Origin of the sequence: Maritimibacter sp. HL-12, assembly GCF_900177545.1 — a bacterium.
Classification (GTDB): Bacteria; Pseudomonadota; Alphaproteobacteria; order Rhodobacterales; family Rhodobacteraceae; genus Sinisalibacter.
Genome location: NZ_FXBQ01000001.1, coordinates 1,837,422 through 1,862,571, shown reverse-complemented (window position 1 = coordinate 1,862,571; position 25,150 = coordinate 1,837,422). Strand labels below are relative to the sequence as shown.

25 protein-coding genes are annotated in these 25,150 nt (G+C 65.5%); 12 read left to right on the top strand and 13 right to left on the bottom strand.

Annotated features, from left to right (window positions below; translation table 11 throughout):
- Positions 1-33: 33 nt before the first annotated feature.
- A complete protein-coding gene (locus B9Y97_RS09235) occupies positions 34-2,034 on the bottom strand; it encodes a hypothetical protein (protein WP_139828267.1) in 2,001 nt (666 codons plus the stop codon).
- 225 nt (positions 2,035-2,259) lie between these two features.
- Here B9Y97_RS09235 and B9Y97_RS09230 point away from each other — a divergent pair, with 225 nt between their 5' ends.
- Positions 2,260-2,808 carry a helix-turn-helix domain-containing protein gene (locus tag B9Y97_RS09230; protein ID WP_139828266.1) on the top strand — a complete coding sequence of 183 codons (549 nt, stop codon included), beginning with the start codon at positions 2,260-2,262 and terminating at the stop codon, positions 2,806-2,808.
- A 182-nt stretch (positions 2,809-2,990) separates the two neighbouring features.
- Here B9Y97_RS09230 and B9Y97_RS09225 read toward each other — a convergent pair whose 3' ends face one another.
- Positions 2,991-3,728 carry a YqcI/YcgG family protein gene (locus B9Y97_RS09225; RefSeq protein WP_085526458.1) on the bottom strand — a complete coding sequence of 246 codons (738 nt, stop codon included), beginning with the start codon at positions 3,726-3,728 and terminating at the stop codon, positions 2,991-2,993.
- A gap of 180 nt (positions 3,729-3,908) precedes the next feature.
- Here B9Y97_RS09225 and B9Y97_RS09220 point away from each other — a divergent pair, with 180 nt between their 5' ends.
- Entirely contained in the window at positions 3,909-4,343 is a 435-nt protein-coding gene (locus B9Y97_RS09220) for a c-type cytochrome (protein WP_085526457.1), read from the top strand.
- A gap of 2 nt (positions 4,344-4,345) precedes the next feature.
- On the opposite strand, the gene B9Y97_RS09215 is transcribed toward B9Y97_RS09220, so the two are convergent.
- The gene (locus B9Y97_RS09215) at positions 4,346-4,678 is read right to left on the bottom strand and encodes a protease inhibitor I42 family protein (RefSeq protein WP_085526456.1); all 333 of its coding nucleotides are present in this window, start codon (positions 4,676-4,678) and stop codon (positions 4,346-4,348) included.
- A 236-nt stretch (positions 4,679-4,914) separates the two neighbouring features.
- Between B9Y97_RS09215 and B9Y97_RS09210 the strand changes: the two genes are divergently transcribed.
- Positions 4,915-5,634, top strand: a complete 720-nt coding sequence (locus B9Y97_RS09210; RefSeq protein WP_085526455.1) for an NYN domain-containing protein — start codon at positions 4,915-4,917, stop codon at positions 5,632-5,634.
- A gap of 68 nt (positions 5,635-5,702) precedes the next feature.
- Positions 5,703-6,683 carry an iron exporter MbfA gene (gene mbfA / locus B9Y97_RS09205; RefSeq protein ID WP_085526454.1) on the top strand — a complete coding sequence of 327 codons (981 nt, stop codon included), beginning with the start codon at positions 5,703-5,705 and terminating at the stop codon, positions 6,681-6,683.
- A 43-nt stretch (positions 6,684-6,726) separates the two neighbouring features.
- Here the strand turns inward: mbfA and B9Y97_RS09200 are convergent, their stop codons facing one another.
- From B9Y97_RS09200 to paaI, 3 genes are read right to left on the bottom strand one after another with little or no spacing between them, the layout of a single operon-like run.
- Positions 6,727-7,302: a TetR/AcrR family transcriptional regulator gene (locus B9Y97_RS09200; protein ID WP_085526453.1), complete on the bottom strand. Its 576-nt coding sequence runs from the start codon at positions 7,300-7,302 to the stop codon at positions 6,727-6,729.
- A gap of 3 nt (positions 7,303-7,305) precedes the next feature.
- The gene (paaK, locus tag B9Y97_RS09195) at positions 7,306-8,610 is read right to left on the bottom strand and encodes a phenylacetate--CoA ligase PaaK (protein ID WP_085526452.1); all 1,305 of its coding nucleotides are present in this window, start codon (positions 8,608-8,610) and stop codon (positions 7,306-7,308) included.
- Between the two features lie 21 nt (positions 8,611-8,631).
- Positions 8,632-9,066: a hydroxyphenylacetyl-CoA thioesterase PaaI gene (gene paaI, locus B9Y97_RS09190; protein ID WP_085526451.1), complete on the bottom strand. Its 435-nt coding sequence runs from the start codon at positions 9,064-9,066 to the stop codon at positions 8,632-8,634.
- Positions 9,067-9,387: 321 nt separating this feature from the next.
- On the opposite strand from paaI, the gene B9Y97_RS09185 reads away from it, so the two are divergent.
- A complete protein-coding gene (locus B9Y97_RS09185; protein WP_085526450.1) occupies positions 9,388-9,732 on the top strand; it encodes a DUF2794 domain-containing protein in 345 nt (114 codons plus the stop codon).
- Here the strand turns inward: B9Y97_RS09185 and B9Y97_RS09180 are convergent.
- The 3 genes from B9Y97_RS09180 to B9Y97_RS09170 all read right to left on the bottom strand — a co-directional run bounded on the left by B9Y97_RS09180 (position 9,713) and on the right by B9Y97_RS09170 (position 12,451).
- The gene (locus B9Y97_RS09180; protein ID WP_085526449.1) at positions 9,713-10,621 is read right to left on the bottom strand and encodes a C40 family peptidase; all 909 of its coding nucleotides are present in this window, start codon (positions 10,619-10,621) and stop codon (positions 9,713-9,715) included. The genes B9Y97_RS09185 and B9Y97_RS09180 overlap by 20 nt on opposite strands.
- Positions 10,618-12,003: a leucyl aminopeptidase family protein gene (locus B9Y97_RS09175; RefSeq protein WP_085526448.1), complete on the bottom strand. Its 1,386-nt coding sequence runs from the start codon at positions 12,001-12,003 to the stop codon at positions 10,618-10,620. The genes B9Y97_RS09180 and B9Y97_RS09175 overlap by 4 nt, the downstream gene beginning before the upstream one ends.
- Before the next feature lie 85 nt (positions 12,004-12,088).
- Entirely contained in the window at positions 12,089-12,451 is a 363-nt protein-coding gene (locus B9Y97_RS09170; protein ID WP_254900887.1) for a hypothetical protein, read from the bottom strand.
- A gap of 163 nt (positions 12,452-12,614) precedes the next feature.
- Between B9Y97_RS09170 and B9Y97_RS09165 the strand changes: the two genes are divergently transcribed.
- The 7 genes from B9Y97_RS09165 to B9Y97_RS09135 all read left to right on the top strand — a co-directional run bounded on the left by B9Y97_RS09165 (position 12,615) and on the right by B9Y97_RS09135 (position 20,287).
- On the top strand, positions 12,615-13,265 hold the full coding sequence (locus B9Y97_RS09165) for a carbonic anhydrase (protein ID WP_085526447.1): 651 nt from the start codon (positions 12,615-12,617) through the stop codon (positions 13,263-13,265).
- Positions 13,266-13,452: 187 nt separating this feature from the next.
- Positions 13,453-14,340, top strand: a complete 888-nt coding sequence (locus B9Y97_RS09160) for a LysR family transcriptional regulator (protein ID WP_085526446.1) — start codon at positions 13,453-13,455, stop codon at positions 14,338-14,340.
- Positions 14,341-14,421: 81 nt separating this feature from the next.
- The gene (locus B9Y97_RS09155) at positions 14,422-14,883 is read left to right on the top strand and encodes a formate dehydrogenase subunit gamma (protein ID WP_085526445.1); all 462 of its coding nucleotides are present in this window, start codon (positions 14,422-14,424) and stop codon (positions 14,881-14,883) included.
- Positions 14,880-16,391 (top strand): NADH-ubiquinone oxidoreductase-F iron-sulfur binding region domain-containing protein, encoded by a 1,512-nt coding sequence (locus tag B9Y97_RS09150; RefSeq protein WP_085526444.1) that lies wholly within the window; start codon positions 14,880-14,882, stop codon positions 16,389-16,391. The genes B9Y97_RS09155 and B9Y97_RS09150 overlap by 4 nt, the downstream gene beginning before the upstream one ends.
- Entirely contained in the window at positions 16,388-19,264 is a 2,877-nt protein-coding gene (fdhF, locus tag B9Y97_RS09145) for a formate dehydrogenase subunit alpha (RefSeq protein ID WP_085526443.1), read from the top strand. The genes B9Y97_RS09150 and fdhF overlap by 4 nt, the downstream gene beginning before the upstream one ends.
- On the top strand, positions 19,261-20,079 hold the full coding sequence (gene fdhD / locus B9Y97_RS09140; protein ID WP_085526442.1) for a formate dehydrogenase accessory sulfurtransferase FdhD: 819 nt from the start codon (positions 19,261-19,263) through the stop codon (positions 20,077-20,079). The genes fdhF and fdhD overlap by 4 nt, the downstream gene beginning before the upstream one ends.
- Entirely contained in the window at positions 20,069-20,287 is a 219-nt protein-coding gene (locus B9Y97_RS09135; RefSeq protein WP_085526441.1) for a formate dehydrogenase subunit delta, read from the top strand. The genes fdhD and B9Y97_RS09135 overlap by 11 nt, the downstream gene beginning before the upstream one ends.
- Before the next feature lie 14 nt (positions 20,288-20,301).
- Here B9Y97_RS09135 and B9Y97_RS09130 read toward each other — a convergent pair whose 3' ends face one another.
- From B9Y97_RS09130 to B9Y97_RS09115, 4 genes are read right to left on the bottom strand one after another with little or no spacing between them, the layout of a single operon-like run.
- Complete coding sequence (locus tag B9Y97_RS09130; RefSeq protein WP_085526440.1) at positions 20,302-21,372, bottom strand: DUF1513 domain-containing protein; 1,071 nt, start codon at positions 21,370-21,372, stop codon at positions 20,302-20,304.
- Position 21,373: 1 nt separating this feature from the next.
- Positions 21,374-22,360, bottom strand: a complete 987-nt coding sequence (locus B9Y97_RS09125) for an imelysin family protein (protein ID WP_085526439.1) — start codon at positions 22,358-22,360, stop codon at positions 21,374-21,376.
- Positions 22,360-23,871, bottom strand: a complete 1,512-nt coding sequence (locus tag B9Y97_RS09120; protein WP_085526438.1) for a di-heme oxidoreductase family protein — start codon at positions 23,869-23,871, stop codon at positions 22,360-22,362. Before B9Y97_RS09120 ends, B9Y97_RS09125 begins: the two co-directional genes overlap by 1 nt.
- 11 nt (positions 23,872-23,882) lie before the next feature.
- The gene (locus B9Y97_RS09115; protein ID WP_085528190.1) at positions 23,883-25,139 is read right to left on the bottom strand and encodes an imelysin family protein; all 1,257 of its coding nucleotides are present in this window, start codon (positions 25,137-25,139) and stop codon (positions 23,883-23,885) included.
- Positions 25,140-25,150 lie beyond the last annotated feature (11 nt).

Here is a 25,150-nt window from a genome sequence, read left to right as displayed (position 1 = left end):
GTCATCTCCGTTTTGCTGCACATCCTCGAAGGGTCAGCGGGTGCCTCCGCTGGCCTTTCTTTCGTTTACGCGCCCAGTGCCGTTGAATTGTTTCGCGATCTCATGGAACTTCTTTGCGCGCGCGTCTTGTTGCTGCGCTTCGCGGGCAATTCGAGCTTCAGGTTCCTCACCGGCCAGGCGCATGATGATGCCCGGCTGTTCCTGTCCAAGATTGAGGATCGTGGTGTTGCGCGTCAGCTCTGCGAAACCGTCAAAGCCCGGCGTGAGCTGCGCTTCGAGCTCCCGGATAGCGCCCTTGTGCTCCTTAATGCGCCGCCCTGCTTCTTCCGCGCCCCGCCTGTCCTGTGGATCGTAGGCCTGCTCGGGGTGTGCTTCGCCGCAGGGTATGCCATTGCGCCGGATGAACACATGGTCCACGCCAGAGCGAAGGGGTGCCCGCACCTCGACAGGAGCACGATAACCCAGTTTCCCGATCAGCTCAGAGGTGTATCGCGCGTTTCGAAACTCGATGTGCCCCTGTTTCACAAGGCGCGTATGCCGTTCGCCGAAAATTTCATCGAAGCTGCGCGCATCAGTACGCTGTGGCTCCCAGCCATTTGCTATCGCCGCCTCGAAGGCTTCTCGCGGCGAGCGGCCTTCCAGCTTTCCGTTTTCTTGCGGAGTATCGTTATAGGTTGCGATTGCCTTCTGGATCTGCATCGCAAGCTCTTCCAAGGTGCCTGGGAATGGTTGGACCGGCTTACCGACTTGCTGCGTTTTCTTGTTGCTACGATCCCCGCCTATCCAGCCTGGAAGGAACCTGAAGTAGTTCTGTTCGAGTATCCTGAAGATGCCCTCAATGGGCTTTGCAGCACCATTGTACGGCTGGGCACGGATATGGCCGCGACCAGCTATCAAGCCTGACAGTTCTGGAAAATCCGCGATAGCCTTGGCTACATCGTTATACTCACCGCCGTTGTCGAGGTAGAAGGTCACGGGCAATCCGCCACCCTGCTCGCTGACCACCAAATCGTAGAGGCTATCGGCGATGTCGGTTTTGCGAACACCGGTTCCCGGGCCGAATGCGGCGAGCTTGCCCCAGATGAACCGGGTGGCGTCATCCATCCAGGCGATCAAGCGCAGGCGCATCTGACGATTTGGGTTGTCAGGTAGCCGCTTGTCGATGTCGATCGGGTGAACATCGCCGAAAACAACATCCATGGGCTTATCAGACAGCTTCCGGAGTATCCGGGGCTTGTCGCGGTCATCCCATGCCTTGTTGTCGTGGCGGAAGCGATCAACACGCCGGAACTCATCGAACCGGGACGCCCACTTCTTGGTCAGGGCGCAAATCGCGGTCAGCTTCTGCCGGGAAAGCTGCGATCCGTGCTGCTTCGACAGTTCGGCCAGCTTCTGGCCGCACTGACGCGCGACGGTCCGCGTTGACCACCCTGCCGCCGTCCCGTCTCGGGCGTATTGCTCCAGCTCTGAAGCGACCGTCGCCCGTACCGTGTTGTCCAGGTCGATTTCGGCATCCCATCGCCGAGAAATCTGCACCCGGCGCACGCCCCGAACGGGCGAGGCCTTCGGGACAAGGCCGGAAAGGCCCTTTTCCTCATAGGCATCAAGCCAAATCCGCGCCGTGCGCTCTGAAACCGTCTTTGCCGCGCCGTTGCGGTCGCGATGGGTGCATTTGGCGATCTGGTTGAGCGCCTGAGCGCGTTCTTTGCTTCTTGGTGTGGTGTTTATCGCCGGGGTGATGACATGCAGCCGGAACTTCGCCTCCTCGCGCTGCCATTCGGCGATCTCACCATGGGAAAGCCGGTCAAACGGCTCTCGCAAGGGGAGATCGAGGGTTTTCGCCCGCTCTTGCATCTCTGCGGGAAGGCTGGACAGCGCGACAAGGTATTGCCTGCCGCCAGCGCCACCTTGGCACTCCGTCTGGATGATGCGAAGATCATTTCCCCGCCACGCACCCTTCGAAGCGCAGATGCTGCGCGCTTGACGTTCAGAAACATCAAGGACTTTCGCGAAGCTGCTGGTATCAATATACATCTTGCCGAAGCCCGCATTCATCGATCAGGCGATCAACCAAAGCCTGAGCTTTTGGGCCTGCCCATCTTCCCCTCAAGGCTTCAGAGGCGTTTTGCCGGACAATGCCATTTTCACGGCAGTGTTGAGCCAAAGATGTCCCGCGCATCGTGAAGTGAGCACGTACGACTTTCAGAAGCTCGTCAGAGGGTGTATACATCATCTTAGCAGTCCGGTTGTCGACATAGCTTGTCGACGTCGACACTACGTGATGATGCAAACGCGAGCAAGAAAAAAATGTTCTTCATGCACAATGGCGCTCAGGATGTAGAAGAGGTCATCCGGAAGCTTATCGAGAAGTTCGGAGCTTCTAACGAGAGCCATCTCGCGGAAATGATCGGAGTGCATCGCAGCACGATCTCAGCTTGGCGTAGCCGTGGTCGAGTTCCTGACCGCTATGTTTCGCTTTTGACCCAGGGTGGCCCCGTTGGAGGTATGGGACGCGGTCCGATTGAGGTGGATCAGGCCGAGGTGCGGAGACTGCTTGCTATAAAAGGCATGTCAGGCGCGGGTCAGGCGGCCGTGAAGCTTGCCCTGTTCAGGTTCCTTCAAGACAGCGAGGGCGTCCTTGACAGCTTTCCTGACACATTGAAGGCTCTGTCCTTGGGGATGACCGCTCTTTCACTCGGGGCAGCTCAGGCCCTGGAGGAAATCGAGGGTAGGCGTCGACAAAGTGACTGCTCCCCACAAGAGGCGCTGGCCATGATTGTCCATGAGGAAATGATTGGGCGATCATGAACTTCCGCAAGTGAGCGGCTCGCACCTGACAGTCCATATTTTTCAATGACTTGCGAAGCGTGGTGTATTCTCGTGCTGCGGAAGTTCGTTCATTCAATTACTTCTTAAATATCAGCACATTGCGCATATCGCGTTGCAGTTTCATTGGTGCCGCTCGTTGCAGTTTCATAAGTTCCGCTTCATCAGCGGCGCATGTTCAGCGGGCAGCGGTCGGTTCGATCGCTGTTGTCGTCGGTGATGCCGTATTGCCACCACTCGATCTCGCCCTTCTGGAAACTGCCCAGTTCCGGCGCGTGGGGGATACCGTCGTAGGCATGGGCGCGGTCGCGGATCACCTTGCGCACCCGGTTGCCCTCAGGCGTATCGCCCGCGACGATATCGAACCGCTCGCGCGGGTTGACGATGAACAGGAGGTGACGCCCGAGGTTGCGGCTCCTGCGCTGGCGATGGGCGGGCGAGGAGAAGTTGATGAATAGCTGCATACCGGCAAAACACATCGACCAATAGGGTGCCATCGGGTCGGTGCCGACTCCCTCTGGCCATGGCGCGGGGTCGTGATCGTGCCAGTCCTGCAACACCTCCCAGCCAATGGCATGGAACCCCTCGACGCTGTCGGCATGAGCCGCCTCGGTCGAGAACGCCACCACGAGTGGGTGCGCGGTGTTGACCTGACCGTCCCAGTCCCGCGCCTCGGCGATGTAGTCGGCCAGATCGGCCCGCAGCCGGGCAAGTCCGACCGGATCGCGGGCTTCGACGAAGATGAAGCGCACGAGGCCGCGCCGAAAGGCGTTTTGCGAGAAGGTGCAGGGAAATTCCGAGGGCGGCGTGAGCCGTGCCGCAAGATCGCGCGCCACGTCACGGTGCCAGCCGGGACCGGCGTAGGTGGATGCGGTGAGTTCATTCTGGGCGACAACGGACATAAAACAGAAATTGCATGTTTCCACATCGTCCCGCCAGCGCCCTGTTGCCGCATCTCGCGGTTTTGTGACATCACGCCGAAGGAATATGTTCGCGCGGTTGTGATTGGACCTGTTCCGCCTTGCGGCTACGGTCGCTTTCGATAGCGTGACGGTCACGCCCCAGAAAAGGATGATTGCCCCATGTTGAAACTTAAATCCGTCTTCGCCGCGGCGCTTGTGCTCGGCACCGCAACCTTCGCCCTTGCCGAGTCGCAGGATCCCGACGTTCAGAACCGTCAGGCGGCGATGAAGACCGTCGGTGCCAACACCAAGACACTTGGCGAGATGGTGCAGGGCAAAACCGCCTTTGACGCCGCCGCGGCGCAGTTGGCCTTTGCCACGATCGCGGGCAAGGCGGGGGAAGTGCCGGTGCTTTTCGAAGCCGAGGTGACCGATCCCGAGAGCGATGCCGCCGACGAGATCTGGATGATGTGGGACGAATTCGTCGCGAAGGCCGGGGCCCTCAAGACAGCGGCCGAGGCCGGTTCCGGCGTCGACAGCCCCGAGGCGCTCGGGGCGGCCTTTGGCAATCTGAACGAAGCCTGCAAGGCCTGCCACACCCAGTTCAAGCTCTGACCTCAATCGCAGGTCAGCGTGATGGATCGCGTCTCGCCCACGGTTGTTCCGTCGGGCGAGACGTAATCGAACACCAGCCGAACCGGACCGGGCGCGCGGCAGACCGCCGCGAAGAGTTTTTCGGCCGGCGCACCGATCAGGCCCGAGACCGGCGGGCCGTGTCCGCGATCCTCCAGCCGCACCAGGTCAAGCCCGGTGGACGCGGCCTCGTCCAGGACCCAGTGATAACCGGTCGAGGGATTGGCGGGCAGTGACAATGTGATATCGCCACCGAGGAGCGGTGTTCCGGTGATGGCGACGAAAACCGCGGCGACCCGCGCCAAAACAGCAAACATCGTGATCTCCCTTGTATCGGCTCATGATACCACGTCTGCGCGTGCCGATCCTTGATCCCTCTCAGCCACAACAATCCGGCCGACCTCTGGACCCTCGCCATTGCCTGTCGCCGGGCGGTGTACCGCCGGTTCCGATGATCCCGGCCGGCAGCGGTTCGTCGCGCCCGACCCGGCCTGCAAGCGGGGTCTTGGCCTCGCCCGGATAATGGCGCAAGGTCGCGCCAAAGGAGGGCCATATGACCCGCAGAGAAACCCCGCTCCTCGCCGTTCTGATCGACGCCGACAATATTCCTGCCCGTTTCGCCGAGGCGATTCTGAAGGAGATCACAGCTTACGGCGAACCGGCCCTGCGCCGGGTCTATGGTGACTGGTCATCAACGCGGCTTCAGCCCTGGGCCAAGAAAGTGCACGCCCTGGGCCTTGTCGCCCATCAGGAAACCGCCAATACCAAGGGCAAGAACGCCTCGGATATCGGCCTCGTGATCGACGCGATGGACCTGCTTCACACCGGGCGCTTCGACGGCTTCGTGCTGGTCTCATCAGACAGCGATTTCACCTCGCTCGCCAACCGTATCCGCGAACACGGGCTTGACGTGATCGGCATCGGCGAGGGCAAGACCCCCGAGAGCCTGCGGAATGTGTGCTCGCGCTTCGTGATGATCGAGAATATCGTCGAGGAACCGGCCACGACCCCGACCGCCATGACCGAAGGCGGCAAAGGCGGCAAGCGCCCCCCGATCGAGGCCCAGCCGCTGATCCTGCGGGCGATGGAAAAAATCGACCAGGACGGCGAGTGGTATCAGCTCGGCCTGCTCGGCCAGTCGATTCAGGCGGATGTGCGCGATTTCGATACCCGCACCTACGGCAAGGCCAAGCTGTCGGACCTCGTGCGCGACCTCAAGCTGTTCGAAACCAAGCGCGAGGGCAACCATATCTACGTCCGCCGGCTGGATTGAAACGTTCAGGGGACTTGCGCCTCTGGCGCGAAAGCGTATTTTAGAATTGTTCTAAAAGGAGACAGCGAATGATCCCCGGACTCACCACAGGGCGGCGTCGATTCTCGGATCTCTCCGAACAGGAGGTGCTGGCGCTGGCGATCTCCAACGAGGAGGATGACGCCCGGATCTACCGGCAATACGCCGAAGCCCTGCGCGAGGCCTATCCCGCCTCGGCCAAGGTGTTCGAGGAAATGGCGGTCGAGGAAAACGAGCACCGCCGCCGGTTGATCGAGGTGCACAAGCGCCGCTTCGGCGATGTGATCCCGCTCATTCGCCGCGAGCATGTGTCGGGCTTCTATGCCCGCAACCCGGTCTGGCTGATCGAGAACCTCGGGCTGGAGCGGATGCGGGCCGAGGCGCACGAAATGGAGCGCCAGGCCGAGCAGTTCTACCGCAAGGCCGCCGATCGTTCGTCGGATGCCGAAACCCGCAAGCTGCTGGGCGACCTCGCCGCGGCGGAAGCCGGGCACAACGTGCTCGCGGGCGATCTCGAAGCGAAGTATCTCGGTGGCGAGGCGCGCGACGAGGAAGACCGCAGCGCACGCCGCCAGTTCGTCCTGACATGGGTGCAGCCCGGTCTTGCCGGGCTGATGGACGGCTCGGTTTCGACGCTGGCACCGATCTTCGCCACCGCCTTTGCCACCCAGGACACCCGCACCACCCTGCTGGTCGGCCTCGCCGCCTCGATCGGTGCGGGGATCTCGATGGGGTTCACCGAGGCAGCGTCGGACGATGGCGAGCTTTCCGGGCGCGGCAGCCCGGTCAAGCGCGGCTTCGCCTCCGGGGTCATGACCACGCTCGGCGGCCTCGGCCATGCCCTGCCCTACCTGATCACCGATTTCTGGACCGCCACCACGCTCGCGATCATCGTGGTGTTCGTCGAGCTCTGGGCCATTGTCTGGATCCAGAACAAGTTCATGGACACGCCCTTCGGCCGCGCCACCTTCCAGGTGGTTCTGGGCGGAGCGCTGGTGTTTGCGGCGGGGGCCCTGATCGGGGCCGGTTAGCGGGGTTGGCGCGAAGAATCGCGGCGGCACACCCGCCATTCGCCTACAACGACTTGATTCCGTTCAGAACCATGTCGGTGGCGAGACGGGCGTATTCGGGCCGGGTCAGCCCCTTGCCCGGGCGGTGCCACATGTAGAACCAGTTCAGGATGCCGAAGACCGACATCGTGACCGGCCTCAGCCTGTCGGTGCCCGCCAAGGCCGGGGCCTCGCGCAGCAGCGCGGCGCTCATGATCTCGACCAGTTCGCGTTGCAGCGCGATCAGCGGCACCTGTTGTTCGGGCGGCAACACGCCCAGCGCGTCGAGCTGGAGTTTGTGCTCGGCATCGGCGTCGGCGTAATCCTCCAGGATCGCGCAGACCAGCGCGCCGAGACCGGCCTCGGGCGGAACCGCCCGCGCGGTTTCGGCCAGGCTGGTGAGATGCGTGCTCAGGATATCGTCGAGCAGCGCCTCTTTCGAATCGTAGTAGTGGTAGATCAGCGCCTTCGACACGCCGCAATGCCGCGCCGCGCCGGTCATCGAGGCACGGTCGAAGCCGTGGGCGGCGAAGTATTCTGCCGCCCCCTTGCGGATCGATTCCCGCTTCTGGTCGTGGTCGCGCGCGATCCCTCTCGGCATCGTTCAGCCCTTGGGCCGGTTGTCGACGATGCGCACCGCCTTGCCCTCGCTGCGCGGGACGCCGCCGGGCCCGGCCACCTTGACCTTCACGGTCACCCCGACATGGCTTTTCACCAGACCCTTGAGGACGTGGCTGACCTTGACGGGGTCGGCCTCGACCCCCTCGATCAGTTCGACGTGCACGATCATCTCGTCCATCCGGTCGGGCCGTGCGAGCTCGATCTGGAAATGCGGCGCCAGTTCCTCGACGGTGACGAGTTGTTCCTCGATCTGGGTCGGGAAAACGTTCACCCCGCGCAGGATGATCATGTCATCGGTGCGACCGGTGATCTTTTCCATCCGCCGCAGCGAGCGGGCGGTGCCGGGCAGCAGCCGGGTGAGATCGCGGGTGCGGTAGCGGATGATCGGGAAGGCTTCCTTGGTGAGCGAGGTGAACACGAGTTCGCCCGGGCTGCCATCGGGCAATACCTCGCCGGTGGCCGGGTCGATGATCTCGGGGTAGAAATGATCTTCCCAGACGTGCAGCCCGTCTTTGGTCTCGACGCATTCGCTGGCGACGCCCGGCCCCATCACCTCGGACAGCCCGTAGATATCGACCGCGTGCATGTCGAAGGCCTGTTCGATCTCGCCGCGCATCGCGTTGGTCCAGGGCTCGGCACCGAAGATGCCCACTTCCAGCGGCGATTTGCGCGGATCGAGCCCGAGGGCGATGTATTCATCGAGGATCGAGAGCATGTAGGAGGGCGTCACCGTGATCCCCTTGGCGCGGAAATCCTCGATCAGCCGCACCTGCCGCTGGGTCATCCCGCCGGAAACCGGCACCACGGTCAGCCCCATTTTCTCGGCCCCGCCGTGCACCCCGAGCCCGCCGGTGAACAGCCCGTAGCCATAGGCATTGTGCAGCACGTCACCGGGGCGCAGGCCGCCCGCGCGCAGGCTGCGGGCCACAACCTTGCCCCATGTATCGAGGTCCTTCCTTGTGTAGCCCACCACGGTCGGCTGACCGGTGGTGCCGGAGGAGGCATGGATTCGGGAAATCTGTTCGCGCGGCACGGCGAACAGCCCGAAGGGATAATTGTCGCGCAGGTCCTGCTTCACGGTGAAGGGGAATCGCGCGAGATCCTCGAGGCTGTGCAGATCGTCGGGGTGAACGCCGGCCGCTTCGAATTTCTGCTTGTAGAAGGGCACGTTGTCATAGGCGTGACGCAGCGACCATTTCATGCGTTCGAGCTGCACCGCCGAAATCTCGTCGCGCGAGGCGGTCTCAATGTGTTCCAGCTCATCCTTGCGGGGGGTCAGATCTTTCATGTCGCTCTCCCTGGCCGGCGTTCAGGTGCCGGACTCCTCGAAATGTGCGCCGTTGATCTGGCGCGAATGGCCGCGAAAAATCGCCACCTGCCGGCCGTCGGCGCCGGCCACGATCACATCGTAGATGCCAGAACGCCCGGCGCGATGGGCCTCGATCGCGGTGGCGGTGAGTTGCTCGCCCACCTTGCCGGGGGTGAGGTAGGTGATCGAATTGTGCTGGGCGACAACGAGCGTGTTGTAACTGTTGCAGGCGAAGGCGAAGGCCGAATCGGCCAGCGCGAAGATATATCCGCCGTGGGCAATGCCGTGACCGTTGGCCATGTCGGCGCGCAGGGTCATGGTCATCACGGCACGGCCGGGGCCGACCTCGACGAGCACCATGCCCGCCGCCTGGCTGGCGCGGTCGTCGGCCCACATTGCATCGGCCGACCGGCGGGCGCGTTCCTCCGGGGTCATGGCTCCTCCGTTTTCCTCCGGAGGAAGACTGCATAAAACCGACCGATCGGTCAATAGTGTTGAGCGTGCGGCAAGAAAAAAACCCCCGCACGTGGCGGGGGTTTGTAGCCCCCGGCGCCGCGAACTGGGTGGGGGCTGTTGCATGCGGCACCGGGGTGAGCTTCTCGCTCGCTACAAGACCGGGTATGAGCCCGGATAAGGGCAGGTTTTGGCTGAGATCGCGGTTTGTGGGCGGTGTTTTCGTGGCGATACCGCGGCAGAGACAGCGCAAGTCACTCCCGGGGAGTTGATTTGCGCGCCGCTTGCGCCCATCCTGCGGTCATGAACGTGCAATCTCCGACGCCCTTTCCCGGCCCCGAAGTTCAAGAAAAGGTCGCTTTCGACCGCGCCGAGCTTGGCATCATCCTCGGGCTCTATGGCCGAATGGTCGCTGCCGGCGAATGGCGCGACTACGCGATGAGTTTCCTCAAGGACGTGGCCATCTTCTCGGTGTTTCGCCACACCGCCGAACACCCGCTCTACCGGATCGAGAAACGCCCGAAGCTGCGTGGCCGGCAAGGGCAATACGCCGTGGTCGCGATGGACGGGCGGATTCTGAAGCGCGGGGCAGACCTGAAGGCCGTGCTGCGCGTGCTGGATCGCAAGCTCATCCGCGCGGTGGAGTGAGCGCAACCGGCTGATCCAGCCGCCTGACGGCCGTGACCGGGCCTTCACCCCGCGCGATCCGGCGTTTGGCCGCTTCGATCCCCTCATAGGCAACCGCCATGTGATGCGCGTTGGCATGGATCAGCCGCTCGGCGTCCACCGCCATCGCGACATGGCCTTTCCAGAACAACAGGTCGCCCCGCTCCGGTGCGCGCTCCGCTTCTTGGCCGAGCGCCTGCTGCAAATCGCTGTCACCGGGGCAGTCGATGCCGCAGGCCATGAGCGCCGCCTGTATCAGCCCCGAACAGTCGATCCCGAAGCCGGAATTGCCACCCCAGAGATAGGGGGTGCCGAGAAACCGCTCGGCCACCGCGACGGGATCACGCTCCGGTGCGTCCGCAGGGCGCAGATGTGCCATTGGCACGAACATCGTGTCGGCGCGCTTGTGCCCGTCCATGGCATCGGGCGGACGAAGCAGCGCAACCTCGCCCCAACGCCCATCCTCGTGGGTGGCAAGCACCGATAGCCGCGTGCCGAAGGAGATCGCCGTGATCTCGTCGCCGGTTTTCAGCACCGGTTCGCCAACGAGGTAGCTTTGCCGGGCAGAAACCACATGCGTGCTGCGCCAGAGGTCCGGCCCGAGGTCGTCGATGCGCACGTGGCCCACATAACCGTCGCGCGCGGCGAAACCGAAAGCCCAGCCCTCGCGCTCTTCCAGCACCACGAACACCTCGTGGAGCACAAGCTCGCGCTGGCGGGCGCGGGGCCGCGCATCGTCGCGCAGCGCCGTCACCGGGCGGCACACCCGCCGCCGCTCGCCCTCGGTGTAGCGCGCCGCCGCCACCCTGCCGCGCAGGCTGACATGGGCCACCCGCGCGTTGGCGGCCAGAAGGCGCGCATCGTCGGTCATAACCCGAGCACACCGGGGAGCGCGGCGAGCAGGGCGCGGGCCCCCTGCCCGACGCCGCCCTTGGGCCGCGCCGGGGCATCCGCCTGCTGCCAGCCGTAGATATCGAAATGCACGTAAGCTGGCGTTTGCGTCACGAAACGGCGCAGGAACAGCGCCGCGGTGATCGAACCTGCCATGCCGCCCGAGGGCGCGTTGTCGAGATCGGCGATCCCGGGTTCGATCATCGCCTCGTAGGGCTCCCAGAACGGCATTTCCCACAGCGGGTCTGCCGCTGGGCCGGAAGCGGCGCGCAGGGCGTCTGCCACAGCGCCATCCGTGGCGTAGAATGGCGCGAGATCGGGGCCGACCGCGACCCGCGCGGCACCTGTGAGCGTGGCCATCGAAACCAGCAGATCGGGGCGTTCCTCGTCGGCAAAGGCCAGAGCATCGGCCAGCACCAGCCGCCCCTCGGCATCGGTGTTGTTGATCTCGACCGTGAGGTTCTTGCGGCTGGTGAGAATGTCGCCGGGGCGGAACGCGTTGCCCGCAACCGCGTTTTCCACCGCCGGGATCAGCACCCGCAGTTGCAGCCTGAGGCCAAGCGCCATGATCATCCGGGCGAGGCCAAGCACGGTGGCCGCACCGCCCATGTCCTTCTTCATCAGCCCCATGGAGGATCCCGGCTTGAGGTTGAGCCCGCCGGTATCGAAGCACACGCCCTTGCCGACAAGGGTCAGGCGCGGGCCGCTATCGCCCCATGAAAGGTCGATCAGCAGCGGCGCGCGGGGCGAGGCGCGACCAACGGCGTGGATCATCGGGAAATTGGCGGTGAGCAACTCCTCGCCGGCGGTCACCGCCAGATGCGCCCCGAAGTCGTCGGCCAGCGCCCGTGCCGCCGCCTCCAGCTCGTCGGGCCCCATGTCGGAGGCCGGGGTGTTGATCAGGTCGCGGGTCAGGGCCTCGCCTGCCGCGATCGCTTCGAGCCGCGCGGCATCGACGCCGGCGGGGGCGACCATCCGGGCCTTGGGCGCGGAGGCCACCTTGTAACGCCCGAAACGGTAGCCTGCGAGCAGCCAGCCCAACGCCGCTTCCTCGAGGTCGGGGCCTTGAAGCCCGCTGACAAGATGATAGGTGCCCTCCGGAAGCACCGCACGCGCCTTGGCGAAACCGAATCGCTGCCGCGCCCGCGCCGCCGCGTCGCCATGGCCAACCAGGGCCAGCGCATGGCCGCCATCGTGGCCCGGCACCATCAGCGCAATCCCCAACTCGGCATCGAAGCCACTGGACTCAACCCATTTGCGCTGGGCCGGGTCGAGACGCTCGACCAGCGCCGCAAGCCCGGCCTTATCGACGAGGTGAAGCGGCAGGCTGTCGTCCTGCGGGGCGGCGAAGGTCAGGGTCATGTCGGTCTCCGGCTGTTGGCTCGGCCAGACTACCGCCCCGGCGCGCACCCGCAAGAGGCGGCAGGCACCCGCTCCGGCCGCTGCCTCAGACCGACAGATCCTGCAGATCCCACACCGCGACCAGCGAACTTTCCCCGATCCGCTCAAGCCGTGCCATCGTCGCGCCGAATGCGGCGGCATCGTAGCTGCGCGACAGCAACAGGACATCGCGCCCGACACGGGCGAGCAGGGTCATCCCGATCTGTTGCGCGAGCGCGACCAGCGACTTGACCGACCCGCGCAGAGCCTCGACCTCGCCCGACCGATACTGCGCCGAGGCGCGTGCCAGCGTGCCCGCAAGCTCCTCCAGCGCGTGACTCACCACCTTGTCGGCCCCGGCGGGCCCGAGACTGTGATAAAGCACTTCAAGCTGGCTCCGATCCAGCCGCACCATTTCGTCATGTTGCAATCGCAATAAAGCGTTCACGGTCACACCCCTTTTTTCCCCAAACCCGAGTCATGCTTGCACCGGCCTCTCAAGAAAAGGTTTCCAGCCGGATCAGAAATGCCTCGAATTTCTGCAAAATACGGCCTAGAAACCGGCAGGAGTGAACCCTGGAACGAGGCCTTGAATGACCGCCGCAAAGCCGCTGCCGCATTACCTCGTGAGTCGCTACCAGGGCTGGAAGGCGACCGGCTACGCCGAGAACAAGTCGTGGTATCGCCGCCTTGCCTCCGAGGGCCAGCACCCGCGGGCGATGGTCATTTCCTGCTGCGACAGCCGGGTGCATGTGACCTCGATCTTCGGTGCCGACCAGGGCGAGTTCTTCATCCATCGCAACATCGCCAACCTGGTGCCTCCCTATGAACCCGACGGCCAGAAGCACGGCACCTCGGCAACGATCGAATACGCGGTGACCGCGCTCAAGGTCGCCCATGTGATCGTGATGGGCCATTCCTCCTGCGGCGGTGTGCGGGGGTTCTATGACATGACGATGGGCCATGCGCCCGAGCTGCGCGAGCAAAGCAGCTTTGTCGGCCGCTGGATGGACCTGCTGCAGCCCGGCTATGACCGGATCAAGGGGGAAACCTCCGGTCCGGAATGCATTGATGCGCTGGAAAAGGAAGCGGTGATCGTTTCGCTCGACAACCTGATGACCTTCCCGTTCGTGCGCGCCGCCGTCGAAGCCGATGAACTGACCCTGCACGGGCTGTGGCACGATATCGGCGAAGGTGACCTGATGTGGTTCGACGCCGAGGAGCGGGGGTTCAAACCGGTCTGACCGGGGGCATCGGCACGGACGCGGTCTTGCTCTGATCGCCCGTCCGGCAGATCTGCCCTGACGCCGCGCAGGCCAAAACGCGGTTCTGGAGTCCGTTGCTTCGACAACCGGACGTTTGCGCATCGCGTCGGGGTGATTGATACGTTATTCTCATTGCCCTGCACTGTGTTGATACGGATCTTCAATCATGCTCACGAAACTCGAGATGTTCATCGCCCTCGCCCGCGAACAGCACTTCGGACGGGCCGCGCAAAGCCTCGGGATCACCCAGCCCACGCTTTCGACCGGGATCAAGCAACTCGAAGACCAACTCGGCGTGCAACTCGTGCGGCGCGGCTCGCGCTACGGCGGGCTGACACCGGAGGGCCAACGCGCGCTGCACTGGGCACGCCAGATCGTCGGCGATGCCCGCCGTCTGCGCGAAGAGATGCGGTTCTCGCGCGAGGGCCTTGCCGGGCACCTTCGCCTCGCGGTGATCCCGACCGCGCTGACATGGGCCTCGCGCCTTGCCGCCGCCTTTTCCGCCCGCCACCCCAACGTCAATTTCACGATCCTGTCGCGCACCTCGATCGAGATTCTGACCATGCTGGAGAACCTCGAGATCGAGGCGGGGCTTTCCTACCTCGACAACGAACCTCTCGGCCGGGTGACGACCGCGCCGCTCTACCGCGAGGTCTACACCCTTGTCTGCGCGCGCGATCATCCACTTGCCGCGTGCGACGTGATCGACTGGGGCGATCTCGACGGTGCCAATCTTTGCCTGCTCACCCCCGACATGCAGAACCGGCGCATCATCAACCGCGCCTTCATGGAGTCGGGGATCGAGCCGGCTGCACGGATGGAATCGAATTCCACGGTGGTCCTGGTCAGCCACGTCGCCAGCGGTGGCTGGGTCACCATTCTGCCTGAAGACATGGCGAACTTCCTGTCCGCCGGTCACGATATTGCGATAGTCCCGATCCGCCAGACCGGTGAAAGCCCTGCCGTCGGGCTCGTGGCACCCTACCAGGAGCCTTATACACCAGTGCTCAAGGCGTTGCTCGACGAAGCGCGGGCGATGGCCGTCAATAGATGAACTCAATCGTTCAACGGAATATTCATATTGAAAACCCATGCGACTTGCGACATCCCCTGCGCAGGAATCCAAGGATATGCCATGGCCGATTCAATACCCAGCAAAGACGCGATCGCGGATCTGATCGCTGCCGAGATGCACCGCGAGGGCCCGCTGCTGCCGATCCTGCACAGCTTGCAGCACGCTTTCGGCCATGTGCCCGAAGCCGCGATTCCGCTCATCGCCGAGGCGCTGAACATCGGCCGCGCAGAAGTTCATGGCGTGATGAGCTTCTACCACGATTTCCGCAGCGTGCCCGCGGGCCGTCACGTGGTGAAGATCTGCCGCGCCGAAGCCTGCCAGGCCGTCGGCGGGGCGAGCTTTGCCGATGACGTGCTCGCAAAGCTCGGCACCGCTTGGCATGGCACCTCGGCCAACGGTGCCGTCACCGTCGAGCCGGTCTATTGCCTCGGGCTCTGCGCCAACGGCCCTGCCGCGATGATCGACGGCCGCCCGGTGGCGGGTTTGAGCGCGGACGACCTCGTTGCGGAGGTCTCGGCATGAAGGTGTTTCTCTCGCTCGACGCCGCCGCCCGCGCCCTCGGGGCCGACGCCGTTGCCGCACGGTTGACCGAGGAGGCCGCCGCGCGTGGCGTCGACCTCACGCTCAAGCGCGTGGGTTCGCGCGGGATGGCATGGCTGGAGCCGCTGGTGGAAGTGGAACGCGATGGCGTGCGCCTCGCCTATGGCCCGGTGCGCCCCGGTGATGTGCCCGCGCTGCTCGACGGCACGCTGCAATCCCACGGCCCCACAGAGGACATCCCCTTCTTCGCACGGCAAACCCGCCTCACCTTTGCCCGCGTCGGCGTGATCGAACCGCTCTCGCTGGACGACTACGAAGCCCATGGCGGGCTTTCGGGCCTGCGCGCGGCGCTGGCCGACCCCGACGCCATCGTCCAGACCGTGATCGACAGCGGGCTGCGCGGCAGGGGCGGCGCGGGCTTTCCCACCGGGATCAAGTGGCAAACCGTGGCGGGCGCACAGGCCGACCGGAAATATATCGTCTGCAACGCCGACGAGGGCGATAGCGGCACCTTTGCCGACCGCATGGTGATGGAGGGCGACCCGTTCTCGCTGATCGAGGGCATGGCGATCGCCGGGCTCGGCGTGGGCGCGACGATGGGCTATGTCTACCTCCGCTCGGAATACCCCGACGCCATCGCAACGATGACCAGCGCGGTGGAGATCGCCCGCGCGTCCGGGCTGCTCGGCAAAAGCGTGCTCGGCTCGGGCAAGGCGTTCGACATGGAAATCCGCGCGGGCGCGGGGGCTTACGTTTGCGGCGAGGAAACCTCGCTGCTGAACTCGATGGAAGGCAAGCGCGGCGTGGTGCGCGCCAAGCCGCCGCTGCCCGCGCTGGAGGGGTTCTTCGGCAAGCCCACGGTGGTGAACAACGTGCTCTCGCTCGCCACGATCCCGGTGATCTTCGAGAAAGGCGCGAAGCACTACGCCAGCTTTGGCCTCGGCCGGTCGCGCGGCACCATGCCGATCCAGATCGCCGGCAACGTGGCGCGCGGCGGCTTGTTTGAAACCGCCTTCGGCCTGCCGCTGGGCGAATTGGTCAACGATGTCGCCGGGGGCACCCGCTCGGGCCGCCCGGTGAAGGCGGTGCAGGTGGGCGGGCCGCTCGGGGCCTACATGCCGGTGAGCGCCTTCGACACGCCTTTCGGCTACGAGGAATTCGACGGCGCGGGCGGGCTGATCGGGCACGCGGGCGTGGTGGTATTCGACGAGACCGCCGACATGGCGGCGCAGGCGCGCTTTGCCTTCGAGTTCTGCGCGGTGGAAAGCTGCGGCAAGTGCACTCCCTGCCGGATCGGCTCGGTGCGCGGGGTCGAAACCATCGACCGGCTGGTGGCTGGCGAAGACGTGCGCGACCTCGTTGAAGACCTGTGCGAAACCATGCGCGACGGCTCGCTCTGCGCGCTCGGCGGCTTCACCCCCTACCCCGTGATGTCGGCGCTCACCCATTTCCCTGATGACTTCGCGACTCGCAAGGAGGCGGCGGAATGAAAGATTTCATCATCCCCTGGGACGATACCGACAAGGGCACGCCCGCGAAAACCGGCGCGCCGGTGACGCTGACGATCGACGGTTTTGAAGTGACCGTGCCCGAGGGCACCTCCGTGATGCGCGCGGCGAGCGAGGCAGGTATCCAGGTGCCCAAGCTCTGCGCCACCGACAGCGTTGAGGCCTTCGGCTCCTGCCGGCTCTGCGTGGTCGAGATCGAGGGGCGGCGCGGCACGCCTTCTTCCTGCACCACGCCCGTGGCCGCGGGCATGGTCGTGCGCACCCAGTCGAAGAAGGTGCAGAAGATCCGGCGCGGGGTGATGGAGCTCTACATCTCCGACCACCCGCTCGATTGCCTCACCTGTGCCGCCAACGGCGACTGCGAATTGCAGGACATGGCCGGTGCAGTAGGCCTGCGCGACGTGCGCTATGCGGCGGGCGAGAACCATTTCGAGGTGCGTCAGAACGGCGAAGCCAATCCGCGCTACATCGAGAAGGACAATTCCAACCCCTATTTCGCCTACGATCCCTCCAAGTGCATCGTCTGCTCGCGCTGCGTGCGCGCCTGCGAGGAGGTTCAAGGTACCTTCGCGCTCACCATCGAGGGCCGGGGTTTCGACAGCCGGGTTTCGCCCGGTGCGGCGAATGACGATTTTCTCACCTCCGATTGCGTGAGTTGCGGTGCCTGCGTGCAGGCCTGCCCGACCGGCACGCTTCAGGAGAAATCGGTGATCGAGCTCGGCACGCCCTCCCGCTCGGTGGTGACCACCTGCGCCTATTGCGGCGTCGGCTGTTCCTTCAAGGCCGAACTGAACGGCGACGAACTGGTGCGCATGGTGCCGTGGAAACACGGCAAGGCCAACCGGGGGCATTCCTGCGTGAAGGGCCGCTTCGCCTGGGGCTATGCCCACCACCAGGATCGCATCCTGAACCCGATGATCCGCGACAGCATCGACGAGCCGTGGCGGGAGGTGAGCTGGGACGAGGCGCTGGGTTTCGCCGCCGCCCGCCTCAAGGGGATCCAGCAAAAACACGGCCGCCGCTCGCTTGGCGTGATCACCTCGAGCCGTTGCACCAACGAGGAAACCTATCTCGTCCAGAAGCTCGCCCGCGCGGTGTTCATGAACAACAACACCGATACCTGCGCCCGGGTCTGCCATTCGCCCACCGGCTACGGGCTGGGGCAAACCTTCGGCACCTCCGCCGGCACGCAGGATTTCGATAGCGTCGAGCACACCGACGTGGCGATCGTGATGGGGGCAAACCCGACCGACGCCCACCCGGTGTTTGGCTCGCGGCTGAAAAAGCGGCTGCGTCAGGGCGCGAAGCTCATCGTGATCGACCCGCGCCGGATCGACCTTGTGAGATCGGCCCATGTTGGCGCCGCGCATCACCTCGCGCTGAAGCCCGGCACCAACGTGGCGGTGGTCACCGCGATGGCGCACGTGATCGTCACCGAAGAGCTTTTTGACGAAGCCTTCATCAAGGCGCGCTGCGACTGGGAGGAATTCGCCGAATACGCCGAGTTCGTCTCCGATCCGCGCCACAGCCCCGAGACCACCGAAGCGCTCACCGGCGTGCCCGCCGAGGAGCTGCGCGCCGCGGCCCGCACTTTTGCACAAGGCGGCAACGGCGCGATCTACTACGGCCTTGGCGTGACCGAGCACAGCCAGGGCTCGACAACGGTGATGGGGATCGCCAACCTCGCCATGCTCACAGGCAACATCGGCCGCCCCGGCGTGGGGGTGAACCCGCTCAGGGGCCAGAACAACGTGCAGGGCTCCTGCGACATGGGCAGCTTCCCGCACGAACTGCCGGGTTACCGCCATGTGAAGAACGCCGATGTGCGCGCAATCTTCGAGCAGCAATGGGGCGTCGAGATCGACCCGGAACCGGGCCTGCGCATCCCCAACATGCTCGATGCCGCCGTCGATGGCACCTTCAAGGGGCTCTACGTGCAGGGCGAAGACATCCTGCAATCGGACCCCGACACAAGGCACGTCGCCGCTGGCCTCGCTGCGATGGACTGCGTGATCGTGCACGACCTGTTCCTCAACGAAACCGCGAACTACGCCCACGTTTTCCTGCCCGGCTCCACCTTCCTCGAAAAGGACGGCACCTTCACCAATGCCGAGCGCCGGATCAACATGGTGCGCGAGGTGATGAAGCCGCTCAACGGCTATGCCGACTGGGAAGTGACCCAGGCCCTCGCCAATGCCATGGGCGCGAACTGGACCTATACCCACCCGAGCGAGATCATGGCCGAGATCGCGGCGACCACGCCGAGTTTCGCCGGCGTCACCTATGACCTGATCACCGAGAAGGGTTCGGTGCAATGGCCCTGCAACGAGGCGCACCCGGAAGGCACGCCGCTCATGCACGTCGATGGCTTCATGCGCGGCAAGGGGCGTTTCATCGTTACCGAATACGTGGCGACCGACGAGAAGACCGGCCCGCGCTTCCCGCTCCTGCTCACCACCGGGCGCATCCTCAGCCAGTATAACGTCGGGGCACAAACAAGGCGCACCGACAACAACATCTGGCACGAGGAAGATGTGCTGGAGATCCACCCGCACGACGCCGAGCAACGCGGGGTCAAGGAAGGCGACTGGGTGAAGCTGGCAAGCCGCTCGGGCGAAACCACGCTGCGCGCGAAGATCACCGAGCGGGTCAGCCCCGGCGTGGTCTACACCACCTTCCACCACCCCGACACGCAGGCCAACGTGGTCACCACCGATTTTTCCGACTGGGCCACCAACTGCCCCGAATACAAGGTGACCGCGGTGCAGGTGATGCCGTCGAACGGACCTTCGGATTGGCAGGAGCATTACACCGCGCTTGCCACCCGGTCGCGCCGGATCGAGGCGGCGGAATGAAACCGACGCGCAGCCTTCCGGGCCTCGCTGTGGGCCGCGATGGCGCGCGCCGGGTCACCCGCACGCTGCCCGAGGAAGTGCCCGTCGCGGTCAGCTTCAACGGCACGACGCTTGCGGTGATGATGTGCACCCCCGCAGATATCGGCGATTTCGCCCATGGTTTCGCGCTGACGGAAGGCACAATCGAACGCCTCGACGAGATCGAGAGCTTCGAGGTGCTGAGCCAGCCCAAGGGGATCGAGGCGCGGTTCTGGCTTGCCGAGGCCCGCGCCGAGGCGCTGGAGGCCCGCCGCCGCCACATGATCGGCCCGGTCGGCTGCGGGCTTTGCGGAATCGACTCGCTCGAACAGGCTCTGCGCGATCTGCCCCGGGTGCCCGACACGGCCCTGGCCCCCCTGACCTACAGCGAGATCGCCGCCGCCACCGAGGCGCTGAAAGGGCTCCAGCCACTGCATGACCAGACCCGCGCGGTTCACGCCGCAGGCTTCCTGCGTCCCGGCAAGGGCGTGGTGCTGGCCCGCGAAGACGTGGGCCGCCACAACGCGCTCGACAAGCTGATCGGCGCGCTGGCGCTGGCCGGGGAAGACGCCGCTTCCGGCGCCTTCGTGCTTACCAGCCGGGTTTCGGTGGAGATGGTACAGAAGGCCGCCATGGCCGGTTGCCCGGTGATCGTTGCCGCCTCTGCGCCCACCGCCCATGCGCTCAGGCTCGCGGAGGGGGCCGGGATCACGCTCGCCGCATTCGCGCGGGCGGGGGCCTTCGAGCTTTATTCCCACCCCGAACGGATCGAAACCGGAGGTGCGCATGTCGCCTGACAAGATGATTCACATGGCCAACCAGATCGCCACCTTCTTCAAATCGCAGCCCGGCGACGAGGCCGCGGCGCGCATTGCCGCACATCTGGGTGATTTCTGGGAGCCGCGCATGCGTCGGCAGTTGCTCGACCATGTCGCGACCGGGGGCGAAGGCCTCGATCCGCTGGTCATCGAGGCCACGAAACAGTTGAGCGCGCCGGCCGACTGAGGCGTCAACCCGCCTCAAAGGGCGACGATGTGGTTATCCCATGCGCAATCGTGCCGCGCCATCGGACGTGCGCCATCCGGGCCAATCGTGATCATCCCGCCCAACCCGTCCGACGCGATGAAGCCCTCCGGGTGCGGCGCGATTCCGCAGATATCGGCGCGGGTCTCCGCGGCGATGAAACGGCCGTCGGTGGCGAACCGATGGAGCCGCCCGCCGCGCGGCGAGGTGATCGCGATCTCGCTTTCATCCACTGAAAACGCCGCCGATCCGGCATAGCCCCTCATCGCCAGTTCATCCGCCAGCGGCGCTTCGGCCAGCAGGGGTGGCTGCCCCATGCGGTGCAGGCCGAGCAGAGGCCAGCCCATGTCCGGCTCGCCCTCCCATTGCATCGCGAAACCGACCAGTCCATCGGACCGAACCGCGAGATGGCGGATGGAGTTCTGCCGCAAATCCGCATCCAGCTCGACCATGTCGAGCAAATCACCACCCGGCCCGAGATAGGCGAGGTTCGGGCGCATGGTGGCGAGATTGAGCTTGGTGCGGTCCTGCGCGTCGGTCTCGATCCCGCCATTGGCCACCACCAGTGTGCGGCCATCGGGCATCAGCCGCGCATCGTGCGGGCCGATCCCGTGGCTGGCGAAACCGTCGATCCGGGTGTAGCCCGAGGCGACATCCCACAGCCCGATCCGGCCCGCCGATCCCTCGGCCATCTGCTCGACGGTGACGAGCGTGGCACCACCGTCGATGTAGATGCCGTGGCCGTTGAACTGGTGACCTTCGGGCGGCACCAGCTCGTGGATCACTCGCCCGGTCGCCACATCGATCACCAGCGCGAAATAGCCGGGCCGCCGCGCGAAAACCACCGCTTCCGCGCGCGACGGATGCCCGGCCCCGGCGTGACCACGGGCCGGCAAGGCCACCTGGAAGGTCTCGCCACCGGCCTGATCAAGCCCGCAAAGAACATATGCACCGCCCGGCAGTTGCGCAGCGGCAAGGTAGGTCGGGCTGCCCACCGCCGCCCACCCCAGACGAGGTGCCGCCGACGCCGCCAGAAGGCTGGCAAGAAAACCGCGTCGCGAGGTCATTTCAATCTCCGTCTTGCGCGTTGAACCCGGCTGAGAGCCCGAGCGGTGCGCCGATTTCGGCTTCGATGGCGGTCGTCACCGCCGCCACCTTCTGCTGGAGCACTTCGAGCCGGAAGCGTGCGGCGGGGTTGTCGACATCGCCGAAAGCCGGGTCTTCGATCGCCTCGGCGGCCTCTTGAACCCGCCCGAGAGCCGCGCGGGTTTCGGGCAGCGGCCAGTCGGCAAGCGCCTCGGCGAGATCTACCGCGGCTTGGGTTGACGCGAGCACGTTGGTGAGCGAGCGACCCGAGCGGCGCGCCTCGGCGCGGATCGGCCGGGGGCGCTCGAAACTGCCCATCGGCCGCGCGATGCGGGAGTCGGTAGTGAATTGGAGAGCGGAAAGGATCTGGGTGTAGATCGCGCGCACCGCCTCTTCTTCGCTGAGAAACCGCGCATTGCCGTCCGCCCCGGCGCTGAGCAGAACCGACGCGAAGGATTCCGACCAGCCCTGCGAGAGCGCCGCCGCCTGCCGTGCGAGATCGCTGGCCAGCGCCTGTGCCAGCGCACAGCGGTAATCCTCGGTGCCGTAGTCGGAATAATCCGGATCGAACAGCAGCATCTCCAACGCGAACAGTCCGCGCCCGGCGATCGAAAGCTCGGCGAAAGCCTCGGGATCATCCACGATAGGGTTTTGCGCACCGATCAGGCTCGCAAGGGTTTTTTCGGTGAATCCGCGCGTGTCGGGCCAGAACGCGATCGACAGCGCCCCGGTTTCCGACGGGCCGAGGCGCAGATCGCCAACCACGAGCCACGCGTCGAACGCGTCGTGGAAAGAAGCAGCCAGCGCGGGCGCGGTGCAATCGGAGCGCGCCGCCGCTTCGAGATCGGCGCTGGCCGCGGCGAAACTGGCAAAGCCCGGCAGGATGTGATCGTCGAGTGCCTCCGCCACGCCCGCTTGCGACGGGGTGGCGAGGGTCGCGGCAAGGACGAAGGCAAGGGCGAAGCGCATCAGAGACTCTCCAGAAACCGGATCAGGGCGTTACGGTCAGCCTTCTCCATCGCGGCCACGGCATCGCGCGCGGCTTCCGCCTCGCCGCCATGCCACAGGATCGCTTCGAGGAGACTGCGTGCGCGCCCATCGTGCAGGAAACTTGTCTCGCCGGTCACCGCCGCTGTCAACCCGATCCCCCAGAGCGGCGGCGTGCGCCATTCCCGCCCTGTGGCCCGGCCTTCGACGAAACCATCGGCAAGGCCCGGGCCCATGTCGTGGAGCAAGAGATCGGTATAGGGCCAGATCAACTGGAAACTCTTGTGCGGCGCGCCTTCGACGCGGTGGGTGACATGCTTGGGGGTGTGACAATAGGCGCAGCCCGCGCCATGAAACAGCGCCTTGCCGCGGAGCACCTCCCGGTCGTCCACCGCGCGTCGGGTCGGCACGGCGAGGTTGGCGGCATAGAGCACCGTGATCGCCAGCGCCTCGGCGTCGATCTCGTCGCCCCGGGTGTCGCCGTCGCCGTGCGGGGCGGCCCGGCAATCGGCCTGGGCATCGGTGCAATCGCCCCAGGGCGCGGGAAAAGCGGGCGACGAGATGCCGATATCGTTGGCGAAGGCCTTGGCCGACTGGTGTGCTACCGTCGCGCTGCCCGCCTTCAGCCCGAACCGGCCCAGCATCGGGCGGCCGTGTTCAGGCGACCAGACAATATTGGCCCGTCCCGAAATACCGTCGCCATCGGCGTCGTCGGGGTCTTCTTTCGCAAGGATATCCGCGGCCGGGATCGCTTCGAGCAGGCCCAGCCCGATCATCGGCGGGGCGATCCGGGGCGAGGTCATGGTATCGGCGGCGAGCGGGCCGTGCGCGAGGTCTTCGACCGCGACGGCAGGCTTGCGCAGAGACACGATCTCGCCGTCAGCCAGCGTGACCTCGTGCACTTGCCAACTCACCCGAAGCCGCGCCTCGGCCGTGAGCCCGCCGGTTGCGAAGGTTTGAAGTTGCGCGCCATAGTGCCTATCGGGCGCGGTCGCCTGCCAGCCCTCGATCCCGGCCATGGCGGTCATCGGCGCGGTGGGCACGGCGAGATGCAGGGTGAGGGCGAGCGGCTTGTCGTCTGGCCCGGAGGGTGGGCGGCCCCGGCCATCGTTGACGTGACAGGCCGAACAGGCGCGGGCGTTGTAGAGCGGCCCGAGACCGTCGGAGGCCTTGGTCGAGGCCGGGGCAGACACCCAGAGCTTCTCGAACAGCGCCCGGCCAAGCTCGAAATCGAGCCCGCGTGCGTTGGGCAAGGCGGCATTGGCGTGCGAAAAGGCCCCGGCCCCGGTGGCGGCCACGCTCCCCGCGCCTCCGCTGTTGGTCTCGAAAGGTTCCGCCTTGGCGAAATCCTCGGGCTGCGCCGTCACCAGGGCAACCCGCGCCGCCTCTTCGGGTGTGCGCGGGGCCGCGATCACCACGTCGCCCGCCTCCAAAGCAAGTGCGGGGCCAGCGCAAAGCGCCAGCCCCGCGATCAGGAATGCGACCTTGCGCATCGGACCGGGCCTCACTCGAAGACGGCACCGGGGTTGTCGAGGCTGTCGGAGCCTTCAAGCGCGATCCCGCCCAGATCAAGCGCCGCGACGATCCGCTCGATCGAACGGGTCTGGTCGATCAGCGCGTTGACCCCGCCCATGATCAGCGCCTCGCCCTCGGCATTGCCCATGGCGAGCATCTGGTCATAGGCGAAACCGCCTTCCGCGGCTTGCGAGATCGCACCGAGTGCCGCCACCGTTGCATCGAGCTTTGCCGCCATCTCGGTATCGAGCGCGGGATCGGCCTCGGCCGCGATATCGGCCAGCGACGGACCCTCGACCACGCTGCCGTCAATGCGGGTGTAGCGCCCATGGTAGACGTTCTGGATGCCAAGCCCGTCGTAGTAGTGCGACCAGTGGGTGTTGTCGGAGAAGCAATCGTGCTCTTCCTCGGGATCGCCCAGCATCAGGCCAAGCCGCATCCGCTCGCCGGCAAGTTCGCCGTAGGACAGGCTGCCCATGCCGGTGAGCATGGCGCTGAGCCCGGCCGCCTCGTCTTGCATCACCGCTTCGCGTGCCGCGCCGCCTTCGGCCCAGTTCGCTTCCATCTCTTCGAGATCGGAGATCAGGAGATCGGTGGCGGCGCGCAGGTAGGCCGCGCGCCGGTCGCAATTGCCGCCGGTGCAGGCGTCGCCCGCCGCGTAGTCGGTGTGGGGCCGGTCGCCCGCACCGGGACCGGTGCCGTTGAGATCCTGCCCCCAGAGCAGGAACTCGATGGCATGGTAGCCGGTCGCCACGTTCGCCTCGATGCCGTCAAGCTCGTGCAGACCTTCGATCAGCTCGGGCGTGATCTCGCTGGCGTCCACCTCCTCACCGGCAATGGTGAAGGAGGGGTTGGCGATGATGTTGAGCGCGGCGAACTCGTTCTCGTCGGAGAGCACGTAGTCGCTGGCGACGTAGTCGATCAGCCCCTCGTCGAGCGGCCAGGCGTTCACCTTGCCTTCCCAGTCGTCCACGATCGGGTTGCCGAAGCGGTAAACCTCGGTCTGCTGATAGGGCACCCGGGCCGCGACCCAGGCAGCGCGCGCGGCGGCGAGGGTTTCCGCCGAGGGGTCGGCGATCAGCGCGTCAACGGCATCCGACAGCGCGCGGGCCGTGGTCAGGCTGTCGGCATAGCCCGCCTGCGCGATGTTGGCGTAGGTTTCGAGCACGGCCCCGGTGTCGGCCTTCGCCGCGCCGGTTACGAGGGTGAGCGCAAGCGCGCTTGTTGCGAGGGTGCGAAATTTCATGTCCTGTCCCT